Source organism: Lysinibacillus sp. SGAir0095 (assembly GCF_005491425.1).
Lineage (GTDB): Bacteria > Bacillota > Bacilli > Bacillales_A > Planococcaceae > Ureibacillus.
On record NZ_CP028083.1, the window covers coordinates 399,368 to 413,077 of the forward strand.

At 38.5% G+C, this 13,710-nt stretch carries 16 protein-coding genes and 1 pseudogene; 11 read left to right on the forward strand and 6 right to left on the reverse strand.

The window, feature by feature from the left end:
- Positions 1-20 precede the first annotated feature (20 nt).
- A pseudogene (locus tag C1N55_RS01935) lies at positions 21-644 on the forward strand (TerD family protein); the annotation flags it as partial.
- A gap of 58 nt (positions 645-702) precedes the next feature.
- On the opposite strand, the gene C1N55_RS01940 reads toward C1N55_RS01935, so the two are convergent.
- The 3 genes from C1N55_RS01940 to C1N55_RS01950 form a co-directional block, all read right to left on the reverse strand.
- On the reverse strand, positions 703-1,332 hold the full coding sequence (locus C1N55_RS01940; RefSeq protein ID WP_137727242.1) for a CAP domain-containing protein: 630 nt from the start codon (positions 1,330-1,332) through the stop codon (positions 703-705).
- 486 nt (positions 1,333-1,818) lie between these two features.
- Positions 1,819-2,484 (reverse strand): vWA domain-containing protein, encoded by a 666-nt coding sequence (locus C1N55_RS01945; RefSeq protein WP_137727243.1) that lies wholly within the window; start codon positions 2,482-2,484, stop codon positions 1,819-1,821.
- A gap of 63 nt (positions 2,485-2,547) precedes the next feature.
- Positions 2,548-3,921: a VWA domain-containing protein gene (locus C1N55_RS01950; protein ID WP_137727244.1), complete on the reverse strand. Its 1,374-nt coding sequence runs from the start codon at positions 3,919-3,921 to the stop codon at positions 2,548-2,550.
- 237 nt (positions 3,922-4,158) lie between these two features.
- Here C1N55_RS01950 and C1N55_RS01955 point away from each other — a divergent pair, with 237 nt between their 5' ends.
- The 4 genes from C1N55_RS01955 to C1N55_RS01965 all read left to right on the forward strand — a co-directional run bounded on the left by C1N55_RS01955 (position 4,159) and on the right by C1N55_RS01965 (position 7,490).
- Positions 4,159-5,478, forward strand: a complete 1,320-nt coding sequence (locus C1N55_RS01955; RefSeq protein WP_137727245.1) for an S-layer homology domain-containing protein — start codon at positions 4,159-4,161, stop codon at positions 5,476-5,478.
- A gap of 163 nt (positions 5,479-5,641) precedes the next feature.
- Entirely contained in the window at positions 5,642-6,052 is a 411-nt protein-coding gene (locus C1N55_RS20415) for a hypothetical protein (RefSeq protein ID WP_168193752.1), read from the forward strand.
- 239 nt (positions 6,053-6,291) lie between these two features.
- The gene (locus tag C1N55_RS20420; protein ID WP_168193775.1) at positions 6,292-6,438 is read left to right on the forward strand and encodes a hypothetical protein; all 147 of its coding nucleotides are present in this window, start codon (positions 6,292-6,294) and stop codon (positions 6,436-6,438) included.
- Positions 6,439-6,629: 191 nt separating this feature from the next.
- A complete protein-coding gene (locus tag C1N55_RS01965; protein ID WP_137727246.1) occupies positions 6,630-7,490 on the forward strand; it encodes an aminoglycoside phosphotransferase family protein in 861 nt (286 codons plus the stop codon).
- A 50-nt stretch (positions 7,491-7,540) separates the two neighbouring features.
- On the opposite strand, the gene C1N55_RS01970 is transcribed toward C1N55_RS01965, so the two are convergent.
- The gene (locus C1N55_RS01970) at positions 7,541-8,014 is read right to left on the reverse strand and encodes a DUF4188 domain-containing protein (protein WP_137727247.1); all 474 of its coding nucleotides are present in this window, start codon (positions 8,012-8,014) and stop codon (positions 7,541-7,543) included.
- A gap of 6 nt (positions 8,015-8,020) precedes the next feature.
- Positions 8,021-8,569, reverse strand: a complete 549-nt coding sequence (locus C1N55_RS01975) for a PadR family transcriptional regulator (protein ID WP_137727248.1) — start codon at positions 8,567-8,569, stop codon at positions 8,021-8,023.
- A gap of 130 nt (positions 8,570-8,699) precedes the next feature.
- Between C1N55_RS01975 and C1N55_RS01980 the strand changes: the two genes are divergently transcribed.
- Both C1N55_RS01980 and C1N55_RS01985 read left to right on the forward strand, forming a co-directional pair.
- Positions 8,700-9,299: a DUF3885 domain-containing protein gene (locus C1N55_RS01980; RefSeq protein WP_137727249.1), complete on the forward strand. Its 600-nt coding sequence runs from the start codon at positions 8,700-8,702 to the stop codon at positions 9,297-9,299.
- 172 nt (positions 9,300-9,471) lie between these two features.
- Complete coding sequence (locus C1N55_RS01985; protein ID WP_137727250.1) at positions 9,472-10,197, forward strand: 3-ketoacyl-ACP reductase; 726 nt, start codon at positions 9,472-9,474, stop codon at positions 10,195-10,197.
- Between the two features lie 72 nt (positions 10,198-10,269).
- Here the strand turns inward: C1N55_RS01985 and C1N55_RS01990 are convergent, their stop codons facing one another.
- Positions 10,270-10,857, reverse strand: a complete 588-nt coding sequence (locus C1N55_RS01990) for a hypothetical protein (protein WP_137727251.1) — start codon at positions 10,855-10,857, stop codon at positions 10,270-10,272.
- A gap of 459 nt (positions 10,858-11,316) precedes the next feature.
- On the opposite strand from C1N55_RS01990, the gene C1N55_RS01995 reads away from it, so the two are divergent.
- The 4 genes from C1N55_RS01995 to C1N55_RS02010 all read left to right on the forward strand — a co-directional run bounded on the left by C1N55_RS01995 (position 11,317) and on the right by C1N55_RS02010 (position 13,707).
- Positions 11,317-11,892, forward strand: coding sequence for a bifunctional transcriptional activator/DNA repair enzyme AdaA (locus C1N55_RS01995; protein ID WP_137727252.1), 576 nt, complete (start codon positions 11,317-11,319; stop codon positions 11,890-11,892).
- Positions 11,889-12,797 (forward strand): DNA-3-methyladenine glycosylase family protein, encoded by a 909-nt coding sequence (locus tag C1N55_RS02000; protein WP_137727253.1) that lies wholly within the window; start codon positions 11,889-11,891, stop codon positions 12,795-12,797. Before C1N55_RS01995 ends, C1N55_RS02000 begins: the two co-directional genes overlap by 4 nt.
- The gene (locus C1N55_RS02005; protein ID WP_137727254.1) at positions 12,790-13,281 is read left to right on the forward strand and encodes a methylated-DNA--[protein]-cysteine S-methyltransferase; all 492 of its coding nucleotides are present in this window, start codon (positions 12,790-12,792) and stop codon (positions 13,279-13,281) included. Before C1N55_RS02000 ends, C1N55_RS02005 begins: the two co-directional genes overlap by 8 nt.
- A gap of 99 nt (positions 13,282-13,380) precedes the next feature.
- Positions 13,381-13,707 carry an ArsR/SmtB family transcription factor gene (locus C1N55_RS02010; RefSeq protein WP_137727255.1) on the forward strand — a complete coding sequence of 109 codons (327 nt, stop codon included), beginning with the start codon at positions 13,381-13,383 and terminating at the stop codon, positions 13,705-13,707.
- Positions 13,708-13,710 lie beyond the last annotated feature (3 nt).

Below are 13,710 nucleotides of genomic sequence, written 5' to 3' on the forward strand. Positions count from 1 at the left end.
TTGGGAGGCTACATTAAATGGTGAATTTAAATAAAATCGAGTTAAAGAAAAAAGGACAATCCATTAATTTGACCAAAAACAACCAAGTACTTGGTGAAATTTTAGTCAATCTAAATTGGAATCAGCAAAATGCTGGTAAAAAATCTGGGGGCTTCCTTTCTTCTTTATTAGGTAAGTCAAATAATGTAGATCTTGATTTAGGCTGTTTATATGAGTTGAAAAATGGGGAAAAGGGCTGTGTACAGGCTTTAGGGAAGGCATTCGGATCTTACGAAAGCTATCCATATGTCCAATTGGATGCAGATGATCGAACTGGTACGGCTACAGGGGGAGAAAACCTGCGCATTAATGGAAGCAAGATTTCTGAAATTAAACGTGTTTTAGTATATGCGTTTATCTATGAAGGTGTAGCGAATTGGTCACAGGCGGACGGTGTTGTGACATTAAAGTACCCTGCAGGTCCAGACATTGAAGTGAGGCTGGATGAGCACAAAAATGGGCAAATTATGTGTGCCATTGCCATGATTGAAAATGTCAACGACGAAACCTTTAAAGTGGAGCGTCTTGTTGAGTACTTTAATGGCCATAAGAATATGGACCAAGCCTATAACTGGGGCATGAATTGGGTAGCTGGAAGAAAATAATTTTTGGTCAAATCAGCTTAAAAAAAGTAGCCCATTTCTAAAAATGGGCTACTTTATATTATGATTGAATAAACATTTGAACCCACGCGCCGTTATAGTAACCGACACCAATCGCATTGTATTGGCCGTTTAGAATATTGGCTCTGTGTCCAGAGGAGTTCATCCAGGAATTCATTACCTCTTGTGGTGATTTTTGTCCTTTTGCAATGTTTTCACCAGCAGCTCTATAGGAGATACCGAAACTTTTCAACATATCAAAAGGACTGCCGTAGTTGGGACTCGTGTGGCTAAAATAATTGCTGTTGATCATATCCATCGCTTTCTTTTCAGCAACATTTTTCACATCTGCTCGATGTTGAAGAGGACCCAATCCCGCTTTTTGTCTTTCGATATTCACTAAACGAACGACTTCTTCTTCAAAGCTTGCCACCGGTTTACCGGAATCCTTTAAGCGAATTGTTGAACCAACCTGCATATTCAGTGGGTCAACTGAGGGGTTCAGCCTCATTAATTCCTTATAATCCAGCCCGTATCTTTTGGCGATAAACCAGAAAGAATCCCCTTTAGAAACCTTATAATACTCGAATGGTGGCTCCTTGAACATTTTGATTTCTTGCCCCTGTACAGAATAACTAGACGAAAACAGGAGTAAGGCACAAAATAGAAGGACGCTCGTAATTTTTTTCATCCTTTACACCTCCTTTGACTGCTCTTATTTTTGATTTTCACTAGTATTTTTATACGGCATATAATTGTTAATTGTTAGATGGAAAGCCATAAAATAAAGTTTCGAATGGGGATTGATGATTAACTGCATTGGCAATAATCTAGCCACTTTTTGTCGAAATCTAGCCACTTTTTTCAATAATCTAGCCAATATCATCAAAAAACCCGCCACTTTCAAATTTTAAAAATATTTCAGCTCAATTAAGTACATATTAAGAATGCCCAATAAATTGAGAAGCTTCCTAAAAAAATGAAAAAACCCTTGCTAAGCAAGAGCTTAACAAGGGTTCAGACTGTTGACAAACGCTCGCATACTGCGTTGGTTGCCTCATTCGTCCTCTCATGAGCTTTAGGTTCTATTCGAGTCTTCACTCGGCTTCCCGCCTTGTCTGACAAGCGTTTTCAAGACAGTCTGGGTAACCTTTCATTTTTTTTAGAACTATATAAGTTATATAATTCCTTTTTCCTTTGCCTCTTTAAGCCAAGAGGGGAATTCGTTTAACAAATTGTCGTAAAGCTGTTCATCTGTAACTTTTTCGATATCCTCGAAGTGGAAGAAGCTTGCGTTGTCAATAAAGCGTCCTTCCATTGTGTCCAATTTGCGGAGTACATCAAAATTGGCGTCACCAATGCCTACAAATTGCCAAAAGATTGGCTTGGTAGAGGATTCTACGATAAATTTCTTGATCCCAGGTTTACAGCCACCATCATTGATGAATATTAAGAAAACGGGTTCATCATTAGGTTCTTCAACCGTGTATTTTTTCATCACATCAGCCATCACTTGTGGCTCATCGTTACGGCCGAATTTGTGGATTTCCCCATTATTCAAAATGTTCTTTTCAACATAGCCAAGCAAGTTGTGCTCTGTTACTTCAGGCAGACGAGCGAATTCATTGTCATATACCCAAATGTCCAAAGAGCCATCATCATCAAACTGGGAGGCCACAGCTGCAATTCGTTCTACAGCTTCTTGTACCTCCCCGACTTTATAGAGACGTCTCATGGAACCAGAAATGTCTAGAACGAGTCCAACTTTTGCTCGAACACCGGTTAAATTTTTCTTTGTAAGGACGACTTTTACTTTCTCTTTTCTTAATGAAATACTGGACATTGTTGCCTCCTAAAGATGAGATTCGATTATATTTGGTCATTCGAAGATCCTAAGTCGTTTATTTTATTCGATTAACCCTTTTTGGGAAGCCGTTTTTACCCAAGCAGGATATTCAGTCATAAGTAAATCGTAGAGCTCTGTGTCCGAAACCTCCAGTGGATCCTCTACACTAAAGAAGTTGGCATTATCTAGATAGCGGCCACTTAATTCGTCTAATTGCTCCAAGAAGGTGAAATCAGATTGGAAAATACTATTAAAGAAGCCACTTTTCTTTTTTGCACTTTTGTTTGACTTACCAATGGCCATGAACTGCCAGAAAATCGGCTCATAGGACGAATATTGGATATGGTTCGTTGCATCAGCTCTATCAAATGGGGCACCGTCCGTAACAAACATTACATAAACGGGGTGCTTTTGCGGGTAGGGTTTGTCACGTTTGCCACCGGAACCTACATAATTTTTGCGGATAATTTTCATGGCTTTCCCGTAGAACGTATTGCCCTCCAGTGGATACTGCTTGATTAACCGGTCTACAGAGCCATTAAAGTTATCGATGGTGATTTCCCCTGCGTCATAGGCATTTTTGCCGAATAAAAACACATCAATGGAGCCGTCATCATCAAAGCGAGTCCCTAGTGCCAAGATTCTTTCAACAAATTCTTGAATCTTGCCCGAGCGGTACATTTTTGACATAGAGCCAGAAATATCAAGGCAAAGTGCAACCTTCGCAGTATGATTTTGAAGCCCGACTTTTTCTAGTAAAATTTTGGCTTTTTTTGAAAGATCCAATAATTTCGGTGCCTTTTGTTCCATCTTTTTCTCAAGTAGAACTTTCTTATCAAGTACTGGTGCAGCGGAAGCCGTCGATGCAGCAGAAATTGGCTCTTGCGCTGTTGCAGAGATGGCAGCCTGTTCTTCTGAAGCAGTACCGCCAAAGCTTGTTAATAAAGCAGCAAGCCCTCCATCAAAGCCACTCCCAACAGATGAAACCTTCCATATGGACTTATAATTATAAATTTCAGTGATAATCACAGCTTTTTCGTTTTTGAAATCATTTGCAGTAAAGGAATAGTCAAGTAGCGTTTGATTTTCTGCTTTAATTTTTAGGAAACCGTTTTGAATCATTCCCATTGTTCCGTTTCCGTCGATTGTTGCTGTAAAAACGAGATAATGGATGGAAGAAGGGATAGTGGCTAGATCAATAAAAAATGATCCGCTGCCGTTCCCAAGATTTCTAAGTTGAATTTCGTTGGATGGGGAATTTAATTGATTGTAAAAAATCATATATCGATCGTCAGTCAGTTGCTTTTTCTGGTCTAGCCCAAAACACGTAATATCCATTTCAAAATTTGATGCGACATTCACCTCTACTTCTAATTGAGTTGTAGAAGTAAAATCAGATACATTTACTTTTTCACCACGAATTAAAGTTTTCATAGACCCTCCATTTAAAAATAAACTAAAAGCATATATCCATTATATCCCATTTGAAGTAGTGATAGGTTTTAACTTTGTGTTTTAGGGAAATGAAATTTAGTATGAGATGCTTTTTTTAGAGTAACGGTTGTTAAGTAGATTCCAACAGAAATTGGGAAGAATTTCTAGCTTCGTTGATACATAGAATAGTATTATGTTGATTTTTCCTAAAAATATACAAGTTAGTAGGAGGTCTCTATGAAAAAGCTTTTTAGTATACTAGTTTCGATAATATGTCTTAGTTTTGCTATGAGTATCCAATCAAATGCTCTGGCGGACACCTCTGGGACGAACGAGATACCGAAGAAAGCCATGGCTAGTTTCCCGGATGTCAAAGAAGATCACTATGCATATGAGGCAGTCGCTTGGGCAAAGGCAAATAGCATTGTGAGTGGCTATGAAGATGGGAATTTTGGGCCGAACAATAAAGTGAGTGAGGCACAATTTGCAGTCATGTTACAAAATTTCTTCGAATTAAATAAGGTAGACAAACAGCTTACTAAAGAGACTCCTGCCAAACATTGGGCAGATCCTGTATATAATTCCTTAGCTTCATATGGAGTACCTTTGAATGGCTATTTCGATCATTCGCTAAGAAATCTGCCAGCGAAGAGAGGCTTAGTTGCGCAAGCCTTAGTTTATTTAGGCCATGATCGTTTGGATTTAGAGAATTCGATTCAGTTTTTGTTAGATCATCAAGTTTCTACTGGACAAAATCATGATAAAAAAGAACATGTATTAGAATTTTTCGGTTATAAAAATGATCTCACTCGCGCTCAAGTCATTACTTTTTTATATAAGATGAATCAAATTGAATTGAATACGGTTAGTGAAACGGCCTTAAACACAGCTGGTAATGGTGATTCATTGGATGAGTTAGCCAAACAGGCAAAAGCAAAGGTGCATGGTGAGCTGGGTATTCTTTCTAAAAAAGAAGCAAAGAAAGTTGTAAATGAGACCCTGTCTGGAATTATTGACACATTCAATCGTTTAGGGGAAGAACATAATTGGTCATTTGAAAACCATCCCGATTTTACTATTTTAAGACCAGAACTATTAAAATATGCATCTGAAAATTTTACGGATGGATTCTTAAAAGATGCGAAAAATGATTTTTATTGTTCTTGTGATGTACCTCCATATCCATATGCTGCTTTAGATATACGTTTTACTGTACATGAAAACTCAAGTGAACGTGTTGTAGCCTCTTCCATCGAATTCGATCATATGGTTGCAGGGGGTAGTTCAGTCTACTTTACGTTAGTCAAGGAAGATGAAAGATGGGTAATGGATAATTATAAATGGGTTTCACTAGAAGAAGAGCCGATTCACCTAACGTGGGAAGAAGTAAAAACCCATATGGAAAAAGACGGTACGAAGATAGAACTTTTAAATACTACAGAGCATAATGGAAAAACGATATATATTATTAAGTATGGTGAAAGACAAGAAATTATCGGTGTCTATGCTGATAATACAGGGCATTTGTGGGAAGTGCCTTCCTCTTTATTGCCATAAGAAGCTATATAAATAGAAGTTAGTTAAATGATGTAACCCATTAAAGTGAAAGCTTTAGTGGGTTACTTTTAAGTTTAGAATCAAATTCTTCTAAAGTCTAATCCATTAAAAAGTTCACACATATACTAGAGAAAAAGATGAATCCTAATAGGGGGTGAAAAGATTGATGCCGTTTTTTCCGCCAGATGAGAGAAGAAGAGCATTCTCGCAAGATCCGAGGAGGGGAGCAAATCCACCAGCTAATAGACAAAGTTATGGGCCACCAAACCAAATGAGAAGACCCAACAATCCTTACCTATATAATCAGGAACAGCCGGGGGGCTATCCACAGCAACATCAAGGATACCCGCAACAGGCTCAGGGCTATCCACAGCAACATCAAGGATACCCACAACAAGCTGGGGGCTATCCGCAACCACCACAAGGTTATGCGGAACAGCCAGGAGGCTATCCACAGCAAGGACCTCGAAGAAGAAGACCAGACATGAATAGAATGATGGACCATGCAGGTAAATTATCCGAAGGAATCAATATCGTTAGACAGATAGGTGCTTTGTTTAACTTTTATAGATAATTCGCTTGTTTTATATGCATTATAGGATTACACATCAATCTACAAGAAATTGATGTGTATTTTTTTTGTGTACCAGGTACATAAACAATTCTGAATATTGAAAGTGTTGCGTGACCATTCATCGAGAGCCGATTCCATATAGGAGTCGGCTTTTTCATGACAGGATGCGATATTGTTTAAAGCAGGTTTTATTTTATACCGAATAGGGGAACCTTATTGAAAAAGGAGGTTATTCCTAAATGAAAAAGTTATTGTTGATGACGTTCTTATCGTTTTCGGTGTTCTCTTTGGTGGGTTGTGGTGATGATGAACTTGAAGAAGGAGAGCACATTGAAGAGGTAGAAGAAGAAGATGAAATCGGTGATGGCGAGATTGATGATGAATAAACGTTAAATTCTATTGAATGATAAGAAGACCTCTAATGCTAGTATTAAAATAGTGTTAGAGGTTTTCTTATTTTTCATACACTTGTCGTTATTGTGAAGGGATTCCATTGATTGATATTGAATCGTTAAAGAGAGTTGAAAAGTGTTTTAAGGAAGTAGGGTATCCCGTTACATAAAAAGGAGAATAACGGATGAATAGAAAATTTGAAGAGAAAATAAAAGCTGCTTTTGGTGATTTTGGAGAGCAGTGGCTAAAACAATTACCGGAGAAATTGAAGGTGATTTGTCATCAATGGGGGTTAACTATAGAAGGGGAACCATCGAATTTGTCTTATAACTACGTAGCGTACGTAACGGATGCCATGAACCGTTCACTCGTATTGAAAGTTGGCATTCCGGGATATGATTTCTCAAATGAAATAAAGGCATCGAGAGAATTTCAGGGTGATGGATTCGTAAAATTATATAACCATGATGATCAACTTGGATGCCTATTACTTGAACGACTAAGCCCGGGTAAGATGCTGAAAGAAGTTGAAAAAGAAAATCAAATCGACATCTATCTGGATGCGTGGAACAAGTTAAACAGACAGCCGTCAGAAGAGTTACCCCATATACATAATTGGTTTAATGCCTTAGTCAACCCGGTTCAAAATGATTTCATTACACAGGAGCAAATTGAAACAGCACTTCACTTTAAAAAGGAAATTGAAGCCACGTCTGATGGGCATGTGCACTTACATGGGGATCTACATCACGAAAACATCTTATTTGATCAGGAACGAGGCTGGTTGATTATTGATCCAAAAGGGGTGCAGGGAGATCTTTACTTTGATTATATCTCGTTTTTATTTAACGATTTAAATGGAGACTTCGAATTGCTGGAATCTCGAGTGAAGCAATTGTCCAATAAGCAAGAATTAGACGAGCAGCGCTTAAGAAAAGCGGCTGTGGCACTTCTAACGGTTCAGGTTCTATGGGCGGTAGAGGATGGAGCAGATGATGCTAGGGAAATGAATGAGGTGTTGGAATTTTTGAGTGGCACGATTTAGAAGTACTAGGGCCGCAAACTTTTATGAGTAGTTCGCGGACCTCTTTTCGTTCAATAGTTTAGACGGTTACGAGCGGAACTCTTTTCTTTAGTAACGGGTATTGGATTCAAAGCCTTCCCTAAGCCATACTGGGGCATATTTACATAAATCGATTCATACGTTTCTTTACTTATTTGATAGGTTTCATGATAGATTCCAACCGCATCATTATTGCCAGCTTTTTGGTTGAATTTTTTCCAAGCTGTAAGATGTTTTTCATTTTTAGCGTAAGATAGCAGGGCATCGGTTGAGCGCCAATATTGAATCATGACCGTTGTTCTTAGCCCGAAATAACTCTCCATCGATAAAAATCCCAGTTCTTCTTTGTTTGAATAGAGCTCCTTAATCATTCCAGGCATGGCATTGAAAACTGGTAGCCACTTATGCATGGCCAGTCGCTTGTTGATTCTCATGCCAATGATGAAAACGACAATGTCCTCAGTATTATCAATTGTATAACGCCCTGTAAAAATCTTTTTGGCCACTATTGATCACCCCATTGATATTTTTTCAAGAGTAAACTCACACCATTCGATTGCAGCTTGGGTCGTTCTTTTTCCATAATCCAATGTGAACAGCCAGTAGTCTGAGTCCTTGTCCTTACTTTCGTGATTGAGAATTGCTTGTTCGATAGAGAGATAGGTTTGGTAGCGTTTCTCGAGTTCTAGTTGGTAATTTTGTAAAAGTAACATCTGGTTGTCTTGTTCCTGATAGCGGCCAAAAAATAATTTAAGCAAAATTTCATTGCGTTCTGTTGGCAATTGTTCAATCGGCTGCTCCAACCAAGTTTTGAGTGTTTGGAGTCCTTTTGAGGTAAGGTAGTATTCATTTTTGTCAGGTTTGCCGGGGCTAGTCGAAGAACGGACTTCAGCTAATTCTTCCTGGACTATCAATTTTAAAGTGGGATAGATTTGGCCATAACTAATTTTCCAAAAATGATTTAAGCTCCGATCGATCAACTGTTTTATGGCGTAACCGGATTTACATTCAGTAGTTAATATGCCTAGAATTGCATACGTCGTATCGTTATAATGTTTCACTATTTTCACACCTATCTAAAAGATATGTATCATTTAGATATATAATAATGGATATTAAAGGAAATGACAAGTTTATTTTCTGAATTTATAATCAATTTAAAGAAACTTAAAAAATGAAAAAGGTGATTCGTTGAAGTTAGAAGATTATATGGAAAAGAGTTTCCCGAATTTATTCCTCACACCTCCACTTTTTTATAATTGGGAAATTGGTTTGCGTTTTGAATTAGGGAACCCAAAAGAAGAAAATGACAAGGTATATTTTGAGCGTGTCTATAATCGAGCTAAAACACTTTTTTCTGCAACTCATCAAGAAAACGATGAGTTGTTTATAGTGGCTCATGATTATCAGCTAATAAATGACAAGAGGAAAGGGAAGAGAACGAAGCTTTTCACTTCATTTTTGAAAGAAAAAAATCTAAAGTACAACATTCAACATCAGATTTTGCCTTCTGATAGGGGAGATGATGATGACATCTGTAAACATCAGTATAGTTTGACGTGTCAGGTGAAAGACCTGTATCACAAACGTTTAATCAACGCTTTTTTTGCTACTAATATGACATGGCTCTATTTTGTGAATGTTACGAAAGGGACCATTTTTCATATATATGATGACAGAGGCTGTGATTTAGTCGCAACGAAAAAAGAAGCGATCCAGGGTATTTATCTTCAATACAATGACTGGATTTTAAACTATGATCGAGAGAAAATTGATGAAGTATTTAAGTAGAATTTAGTTAGGACCAGGTACACGTAATTATTCTAAATATTGCGAATTGTTTCTGTACCTGGTACACAAACAACACAAACAATTTACCCGAAGCGAATTCCATGCCTGTATTATCCCGAAATAGTATAATGGGGGCGAGATTACAATTTGTATGGAAGGGAGCCGAAATCAAATGGCACAATCATTACAAGGGAAAGTAGCAATTATTACAGGTGGAGCAAGAGGAATTGGTAAGGCTACGGCCATTGCCTTGGCAAAAGAAGGCGTCAATATTGGTATGATTGCTCGAACTGAGGCGGGCTTAAGAGAAGTGGCTACAGAACTTGAAGGCTTAGGTGTGAAAGTTTCTTATGCGATGGCGGATGTTTCATCTCAAGAACAGGTGGAAGTAGCTGCTACTTTACTAGCAAAAGAATTAGGCAATGCGGATATTTTAATCAATAATGCCGGGATTGCCACATTTGGTTCGGTATTGGATATGGAGCCCGAAGAGTGGAAGAAAATCATTGATGTGAACCTAATGGGTACCTATTATGTGACGCGTGCCGTGTTGCCTCAATTGCTTGAAAAAGAGAACGGCGACATTATCAATATTTCTTCAACAAGTGGCTTAAACGGAGCAGCGACTTCAAGTGCCTATAGTGCATCGAAATTTGGTGTAATCGGCTTTACAGAATCGTTAGCTCAGGAGGTTCGCCGCAACAATATTCGCGTAACGGCACTAGCACCAAGTACAGTAGCAACGGACTTGGCACATGACTTGAGCTTAATCAAAGAAAACGATGAAACAAAACTCATGCAGCCTGAAGATATCGCTGAGATTATCGTGAACCAACTAAAACTAAACCCACGTATCTACGTGAAAAATGCAAGCTTCATTGCGACAAATCCTTACTGATCAATTGAAAGCCAACCCTCCATTTTTGAACATGGGGAGTTGGCTTTTTTAATCTTTTGTTTTATTCAGAATCTATTTGTTCTTTTCTTGTTCGCGTTCTTTTTTTATTTCTTCAATCTTTTTCATATATTCCTTGTGTTGCTTCTCCATTTCTGAAGTGGTTGGGATGAAGGACTCTGTATTGAAGTCGACCCGTTTTCCATATCGAATTAATTCATAAATAATCATCCCGTTGTTTGGCTTACCATTCACTGTACACATAGGAACGATGTCAAATAAAACAAAATAAAAAGCATAAAAAATAAAGCGGTCCCAAAACGTCTTGTATTCTTCGCCCCATCCATTGGCTAGTAAAAAGTTAATGAGCAGGGCAATGGAGAGGTTGATAAAAATGGGGCTGGCATAGACTAAAATGTAGGCTAGTTTACTATCGGTTTTTAAATCATCATAGGAAAACCAGCTATAGACATGATAATATTTGCGAATATCGATAATGCCAATTTTAAATAGCCGAGGTCCGGAACCAATCGTTAGCCTTGGATTGTTTACCCCAAATAACCAACTGACAATTAAATAACTCATTTCCCGAAGGAAGATCACAATAGGCAAGATGATAAATGCTGACATAACAAGAGATACGAGATTGGAAATTCCAAACATCTACTATACACATCCTAATGAAATGCTCGTGCGTTAATCTTTTATTACCCACAAATAATATGATGAACCATCGAAAAATTGAATTGTTTGTGTACCAGGTACACAAACAATTCTGAAAGTTGAAGTTGTGGTGCGGGATATATGGTTAGACAGGACCATAAGAGCAAGAATGAGGACGAAATGAGGCAAGCTTCCTTGTTAAAATGGGTTCCAATAGGCAACAACCCACGCTAAGAAATCGCATCATCACTACTTTACATAAGCCACTAAATGTGATGTCTTTGCCTGGACTTACCAATTGTAATAAGCTTAAAGAATTAGTAGTAATAAGATTTAGTCTTGATAACGCACTATTAGGCAAATAGATAGCCTTTTTAGAAACGGATATTGAACAAGTAGTAGGAACTAGGAGTATTTCTCATGTTTATGAGATTTATAAATAGGAGGGGTGAGCGTAAGATGGGGGCTAGTATCAAGCTGTCTTTTGAAGAAATGTGGGAGAAGATTATTGACTGTGACAGTAAGTATGACGGGTTATTTTTTACGGCCGTGAAGACAACCAAAATCTATTGCCGTCCTTCCTGTCGATCAAGAAAGCCAAAAAAGATCAACGTGGCATTCTACTATGACATTCATGAGGTAGAACTGGCTGGTTTTCGGGCATGTAAAAGGTGCCAGCCGGAAGCAGACCATTCGCCAAATAAGGAACTTGTCAGAAAAGTGATTACCTTCCTAGTAAATCAATATAAACAAAAGCTGACATTACAGGATGTTGCTAATCATGTAGGCATCAGCACCTTTTATCTTGAGCGGCTGTTTAAAAAGGAGACTTCAGAAACGCCACGTACCTATTTAGAAAAAATTCGGGTGGATAAAGCGGCCCATCTTCTAAAAAATACGGAACAATCGAACCTTGAGATTTGCTATGAGGTTGGTTTTCAAAGTCCATCGAATTTTTATAAAGTCTTTCGCCGCTTGAAAAACTGTTCTCCTAGTGAATATCGAAATTTAATGAGAAAAGAGATGCACCAATGAAGTGGACCAATCATGGGACGTATATGGAAATAACACCACCGATGGATTTCAATTTTAGAGAATGCCTCGTATTTTTAGGAAGGTCCGAGCATGAGATTCTGCACCAAATACGAGATGGCTACCTATATAAATTGATAAAAATAAACGGCGAGTTGGTTTTGATGAAAATTGGGGAAGCCTCAAAAAACATTCGAGTCGAATTCCCATTCAATATATTAACGCAGAACGTATGTGAGAAAGCGGTTGCCTATCTAGCTGATTGGTTTGATTTGAACCAAGAGTTAGCACCATTTTATGAAATGGCTAGTCAAGATAAGGTGTTACACCAAATTGCGAACCAATATCGGGGTTTAAGAATAATAGGCATTCCAGAATTATTTGAAGCTTTGACTTGGGCCATTCTCGGCCAACAAATCAATCTAACCTTTGCTTATACGTTAAAGAAACGCTTTATCGAACAGTTTGGAGAGAGTTTTTCATTCGAAGGGAATACCTACTGGCTATTCCCGGAAATCGAAGCAATCGCGCAGCTATCGATCGAGGAGTTAAAAAAACTCCAGTTCACAACAAGGAAGGCAGAATATATTATTGGCATTGCTCAATTAATGTCGGAGGGCAAGATCACGAAAGAAGATTTGCTCCATATACAAGACAATCAACAGGTGAAAAAATCTTTAATGGCGATAAGAGGGGTAGGGGCTTGGACGGCGGATTATGTGATGATGAAATGCCTACACCACACGTCTGCGTTTCCAATCGCAGATGTCGGTCTTCACAATGCGTTAAAGCTTCAATTGGGACTAGATCGAAAGCCAACTCTCGAGGAAATTGAAGAGCTCGCAAAAAATTGGGAGGGGCATCAGGCGTATGCCACTTTTTATTTATGGAGGTCCTTATATGTGTAGCAAATTACATCAGTTAGATTATGTATCACCGATTGGACTAATTGAAATCATCGGAACAGAGGAAGCTGTTTATTCCATCTTATTCGCTGAACGGGATCAACCAGTAAAACTTGTTGAAGAAGGAACTCCTGAGAGTCTCAAGCTTTGCCTTCAAGAGCTGGATGAGTATTTTAAAGGTGAGCGGTTTGAATTCACATTCCCTTATGCCTATGAGGGAACAGACTTTCAAAAAACAGTCTGGCACGCATTGAAAGAAATCCCGTACGCCAAAACGGGATCTTACAAGGATATCGCAGCCACGATAGGCAACGAGAAGGCAATCAGAGCTGTCGGAAGTGCCAATGGGAAGAATAAGTTAAGTATTGTGATTCCGTGCCATCGAATCATCGGCTCAAATGGAAAGTTAACAGGTTACGCAGGCGGTTTATGGAGAAAAGAATGGCTGCTTGAGCATGAGAAAAGGTTTATAGGCTCAAGAGAATAAAACAAAAACCATGATAGGAATAATAAAATTGACATAACACCTTTTAGTGTCCTATAATTATGACACTAAAAGGTGTCCAATTGTTAAGGGGAGGCTAATTTGAGCGAGAAAAGTCAGGATCGGGATGTATTTGTAGCGATTGCAGATCCAACAAGACGTCAATTGCTGCACTTATTGGGAGAAGCTGAAGAGCTACCTCTTCATGAATTGACCCCTCATTTTCAAATGGGGCGTACCGCTGTTTCAAAACATATAGCAATCCTTAAAGAGGCCGGTCTAGTTCTTGACCGTAAAGTGGGTAGAGAAACGAGGTATCGGCTCAATGCTGCGCCCCTTCAGGAAATTAAAGATTGGGTATCCTTTTACGAGAATTTCTGGTATGAAAAAGTGGCACGCTTAAAAGACTTATTATTAGAGGAGGAATAACAA

Coding starts and splice junctions, on each gene's coding strand:
- C1N55_RS01940 (WP_137727242.1), bottom strand. CDS start 1,332: ATGAAAAAAATTACGAGCGTCCTTCTATTTTGTGCCTTACTCCTGTTT.
- C1N55_RS01945 (WP_137727243.1), bottom strand. CDS start 2,484: ATGTCCAGTATTTCATTAAGAAAAGAGAAAGTAAAAGTCGTCCTTACA.
- C1N55_RS01950 (WP_137727244.1), bottom strand. CDS start 3,921: ATGAAAACTTTAATTCGTGGTGAAAAAGTAAATGTATCTGATTTTACT.
- C1N55_RS01955 (WP_137727245.1), top strand. CDS start 4,159: ATGAAAAAGCTTTTTAGTATACTAGTTTCGATAATATGTCTTAGTTTT.
- C1N55_RS20420 (WP_168193775.1), top strand. CDS start 6,292: ATGAAAAAGTTATTGTTGATGACGTTCTTATCGTTTTCGGTGTTCTCT.
- C1N55_RS01965 (WP_137727246.1), top strand. CDS start 6,630: ATGAATAGAAAATTTGAAGAGAAAATAAAAGCTGCTTTTGGTGATTTT.
- C1N55_RS01985 (WP_137727250.1), top strand. CDS start 9,472: ATGGCACAATCATTACAAGGGAAAGTAGCAATTATTACAGGTGGAGCA.
- C1N55_RS01990 (WP_137727251.1), bottom strand. CDS start 10,857: ATGTTTGGAATTTCCAATCTCGTATCTCTTGTTATGTCAGCATTTATC.
- C1N55_RS01995 (WP_137727252.1), top strand. CDS start 11,317: ATGGGGGCTAGTATCAAGCTGTCTTTTGAAGAAATGTGGGAGAAGATT.
- C1N55_RS02000 (WP_137727253.1), top strand. CDS start 11,889: ATGAAGTGGACCAATCATGGGACGTATATGGAAATAACACCACCGATG.
- C1N55_RS02005 (WP_137727254.1), top strand. CDS start 12,790: ATGTGTAGCAAATTACATCAGTTAGATTATGTATCACCGATTGGACTA.